Origin of the sequence: Marixanthomonas spongiae (assembly GCF_003095375.1) — a bacterium.
In the GTDB taxonomy this organism is placed as follows: domain Bacteria; phylum Bacteroidota; class Bacteroidia; order Flavobacteriales; family Flavobacteriaceae; genus Marixanthomonas; species Marixanthomonas spongiae.
Genome location: NZ_QEHR01000023.1, coordinates 1 through 5,232, shown reverse-complemented (window position 1 = coordinate 5,232; position 5,232 = coordinate 1). Strand labels below are relative to the sequence as shown.

Below are 5,232 nucleotides of genomic sequence, written 5' to 3'. Positions count from 1 at the left end.
CTTGCACGGTAACTGGTGTACCAATATCACTACAATCAAACTCGGTAATATCCACTGCGGTGGTTTCAATGCCACAGGCTTCATCCAAGCTGGCGATCACATCGTCCGGCAATAGGGTAGCGGTGCCGTCCTGGCCTAATTCCAAGGTAAAGTCGGTACATACTAAATCTGGTGCTATGGTATCTTCTACTGTAACCATAGCCGTACAAGTTGCTGTATTGCCATTGTTATCGGTAACCGTTAATGCTACGGCGTTAACACCTACATTGGAGCAGTTAAACGTATCGATGTCCAGATCATAACTAGCAATACCGCACGCATCGGTTGAACCTCCATCTACATCCATCCCTGTAATGCTTACCGTACCAGTAGCATCCAATTGAACGGTAATATCTTGACAAACCACTTCAGGAGCGGTGATATCTTCCACAGTCACAACAGCGGTACACGAAGAAACGTTTCCGTTTACATCGGTTACGGTCAAGGTTACATTATTGTCGCCAACGTTGCTACAATCAAAAGTATCTTGATTGATTGCAATGGTATCAACACCACAGGCATCGGTAGAACCGCCGTCCAGATCAGCAGCGGTAATGGAAGCCGAGCCAAATTCATCTAACTGAACCGTGATGTTCTCACACACCGCAATAGGTGCTTCATTGTCTTCAACGGTAATATCGAAGGTACAAACGCTACTGTTTCCACTGGCATCGGTAGCGGTGAATTCAACAGTCGATACGCCTACCGGAAACTGACTGCCAGATGGCAGACCAGCCGTTTGAACTACGGTTACTCCAGAACAATTATCCGTTGCCAATGCATCTGGGAAATATACCGTTGCATAGCATTCTCCAAAATCAGTGTCGGCGGTTAAATCTACATTGCAATATAAAGTAGGTGCCACAGTATCTTCAACAGTAACGGTAGTCGTACAAGTAGAGCTGTTTCCATTTACGTCGGTCACGGTGAGGGTGACGGTGTTATCGCCTACGTTGGAACAATCAAAACTGCTGACGTCGAGGGTAGTGGAGGCGATCCCACAGTTATCGGTCGAGCCGTTGTCGATGTCCGCTGCCGTGATGGAAGCTTCACCATTGGAATCCAACTGTACGGTGAAAGGTGCCGCGCAATTGGCTATTGGCGCCACGGTGTCTTCAACCGTAACTACAGTTGTACAGGTAGAGCTGTTTCCGTTTACGTCGGTCACGGTGAGGGTGACGGTGTTATCGCCTACGTTGGAACAATCAAAACTGCTGACGTCGAGGGTAGTGGAGGCAATCCCACAGTTATCGGTCGAGCCGTTGTCGATGTCCGCTGCCGTGATGGAAGCTTCACCATTGGAATCCAACTGAACCGTGAAAGGTGCCACGCAGTTTGCAATTGGTGCCACGGTGTCTTCAACCGTAACTACAGTTGTACACGTTGAGCTGTTTCCGTTTACGTCGGTCACGGTGAGGGTGACGGTGTTATCGCCTACGTTGGAACAATCAAAACTGCTGACGTCGATGGTAGTGGAAGCGATCCCACAGTTATCGGTCGAGCCGTTGTCGATGTCCGCTGCCGTGATGGCCGCATTACCGGTCGCATCCAATTGTACGGTGAAAGGTGCCGCGCAGTTTGCAATTGGTACCACGGTGTCTTCAACCGTAACTACAGTTGTACACGTTGAGCTGTTTCCGTTTACGTCGGTCACGGTGAGGGTGACGGTGTTATCGCCTACGTTGGAACAATCAAAACTGCTGACGTCGATGGTAGTGGAAGCGATCCCACAGTTATCGGTCGAGCCGTTGTCGATGTCCGCTGCCGTGATGGCCGCATTACCGGTCGCATCCAATTGTACGGTGAAAGGTGCCACGCAGTTTGCCACTGGGTTTTCGGTATCTTCCGTAGTATAATCAAAAGTTTCCACATCACTTTGCCCTCCTGTATCGGTTACGGTAACTGTAATGGTGGCAGTACCTTGAATGGAAGTTTCTGGAGTTAGCTCTAGCGTATAATCGGTTCCATCAAAAGTAACCGTTGCATTACTGTCTTGAACCACGGTTTGGTCGTTAGAGGTAGCTGAGAAAGAAAGGTCTGCCAGTGCATCTTCGTTGTCTGTTACAACAAGGGTTGTGCTATAAGGCTGTCCAGGACATCCCGTATCGTTTGCTATGGGCGATAGTTCGGGAGCTTGATTTAATTGTACTACTTTATTTCCTGAAAAAGAAAAACATTGGGCATCACCGGGCATTCCACCGTATTCTACGATATATCCTAAATTTTGACTGCTGCCTAAGTCGTTCCATCTTCCGTTATTTGCAAAATAAATTTGTAAAAAGTGTTCAGAACCACTGGAATTGTTAGGTTCCCCACTGTTCCAATTGGCATATTCACCTCCTACCGGAGTGGCTCCGTTTGAGAACTGTGTACCTGCTTCAGGACCGGTTATCCAATACCACTTTCCTTCGGCTTCACCTTGGTTGGCAAAAAGCGTAGAGCCTACGGCCGTGTTTATTTGATTAAAATCATCAGATCCGCCTAACCAGCCGTCATTAATTAAATTGTTCTTAATGAAATCGTTTTCGGTTGCAGAGGTAGCTGTGGCCAAATATCCTTGTAAACCATACAGGCTACGTGTGGCGGCATCGGCTTTTGCCTGCGTCCACGTAAAGTTTCCGTTTATGTATTCATAAAAATGATCATTTTCTGGGTTGGCAATACTGCTTCCCATGGTAAATTGTATGGTGCGGTCCACACTATTGGAACTGCTGGTTCTAAATTGCACATTTTGAAATAATGTTTCTATCTGTGCTGGCGTTAGTGTTCCTGAAATGGTCAATATACCGGAAGTTGCGTTATAAGAAGAAGTGACTCCGCTGGGAAGGGTATAACCGCTATCCAGAGCTAATTCGTCTCCTACCTGAAAATTTGAATCAATAAAAACCAATGCTCCATTTACAGGGTCGTTATAGTTTATGGAAAGCGCATTATCTATGGTTGATAATACAGTGGGCGTTGTAATTTCCGTAACTCCAGGAGAGGTAACCACAAAGGGGTCTGGAGCCAAGATGGTGATTTCAGACGAGGCGGTAGCTGTATTTCCGGCGGTGTCAGTTACCGTAAGGATTACATTTTGGGTGCCAATATCTGTACAGCTAAAGTTGGTTTTGCTTAATGAAAGGGTAAACGAGCAATTATCGCTACTGCCATTATCTACCATTGCAGGATTTAGTGTAAGACCGGTAGGGTCGTTGAGTTGTAAGGTCAAGTTTTTTGCACGTGCCACAGGTGTTATGTTATCTTCTACTGTAACGGTGGCGGTACAGGTACTTGTATTGCCCGAGTTATCGGTAACCGTTAATACTACGGCGTTGGCGCCTATGTTGTTACAGTTAAAACTGTTTATATCTATAGCAGTGGAAGCGATTCCGCAATTATCGGTAGATCCATTGTCTATTTCGGCTGCAGTAATAGAGGCATTGCCCAGCGCATCTAATTGTACAGTAATGTCTTGGCACACGGCCACTGGCGCAGTTGTATCGGGAGCCGTGCCAATGGTAACCGAAGCGTTGGCAGTACACCCATCTTGAGAGGTAACGGTTACATCGTATGTTCCTGGTGCCAAGTTTGTAATGGTCTCGGTGGTTTCACCTGTATTCCATAGATAACTATAAGGTCCTGTGGCGAAATCAGAAACAACAGCGGTGGCTGCTCCATCGTTGGCCCCTGTACAACTTTCATCGGTTTTGTTGATAACCGCAGAGAACGGAAGCGAGAAATTTCTGTAAAGGGTCGTTGGTTGTGAATAATTATAAAACCCGAAACGGCCACTTTCAAAAGTGCCATCCACATCAAATACCTGCGTACCATTAACCCATACACTTATGTTGGTAGCACCATACTCTACTTGAAAGGTATATGCGGTATTGTCGGCCCATCCACCTAAAGCAGTACTTCTGGCCAATACATCATTTATGGCATTATCTTGGCACCAAAAAACACTCATAACATCTGTTGCGGTTCCCTGAACACGGGTAAGTCGCATTTCTTGATTGGCACAGATCTGTGCGGCTTGCTTCCAATCAAAAAGGATAAAATTATATTCATCGTTGGAAGTCCCAGAATTGGGCGACTGGTATCCCAATACAAAACCAATGAAATCATCATCATCTGTAGTTTGTACCATAAACTCCCCTTGTATGGTAGTATTAAAATAGTCTGCATTGCTTACATAAAAGGAAGGATCACTGTTTACGGTCTGTCGTACACTACTTCCATCGGTGGCCGGTATCCAGTTTCCGTGGGAGGGATCGCCTTCCACACTCCAAGAGTCGAGTCCTAAATTGATAAAACAGCTGGGGGGTGCTTCCATCACGGGGCCGATGGCCGTTTGTTGTTTGCCGCTTTTTAATTTTGATGGCGGATTGCTTGCGTGAGCAGGAAGAATCGTACATAGCAAAAGCCCAATACAGCACATGGCCGATAAGGCCGTAGGTTTCTTTTCCCTGATAAATCGTTCGTATAAAATTTTTACCAAAGAATTGGCGGGGGGTAGTTTTTTTGTCATATTGATTGAAGGTTAATAAAGATTATAAAATTTGGGTAATACTTATTTAAAATTAATTTGTAATAGGGTTAACCATAGGTCATTAAAAACTTTGACATACTGTTATTTTTAGCGAAATGTCGTACAAATAAATAGTTTTAATAAGAACAATCGCACTTTTTTATATAGACAAAATATAGATGGCCTAATTATCGGTGTTGTGTTTGTATAGATGTATGGGCCGTGTTTCACTTATTTAATTAGGCTAATATTTTGCAAATCATCATTTTATATAAAGAACCGTCTTGAGGGTTTATAGATATTTCAATTTTTATAAAAGTTAAATAAAACCAAAAATTAATACGAAAATACGTGAAGAATGAAATAATAATATCGATAAAGTGCAATAAAATATCGATGTATTTTCCTACAATGTATTAAAACAATGGTGTTTTTCTTGTTTTTTTGGTTAATTAAATGAGTTTTTATTTGACTTTGTTTAATGGCACCTGTCGAAGTTCTTAGGTTTTTTTTGTACATAGATATGATAAGAAAATCAATATTTGATGGTGGTATAGTTACCAACTAGTACAAATAAAAGCCCGGAGGTTGTCCCCCGGGCATTTTGAATATAACTGATAAACTAAGGTATAAAAACAGGTTATTCTTTAATCAACTGTTTAGTGATGGCACCGTTTTCACTG

The 5,232-nt window shown here is 43.8% G+C and carries 1 protein-coding gene; it reads right to left on the bottom strand.

From position 1 onward, the window contains the following. Positions 1–4,549 (bottom strand): HYR domain-containing protein (locus tag DDV96_RS15660; RefSeq protein ID WP_116695721.1); only part of this gene is annotated, 4,549 nt, incomplete at its 3' end. Positions 4,550–5,232 lie beyond the last annotated feature (683 nt).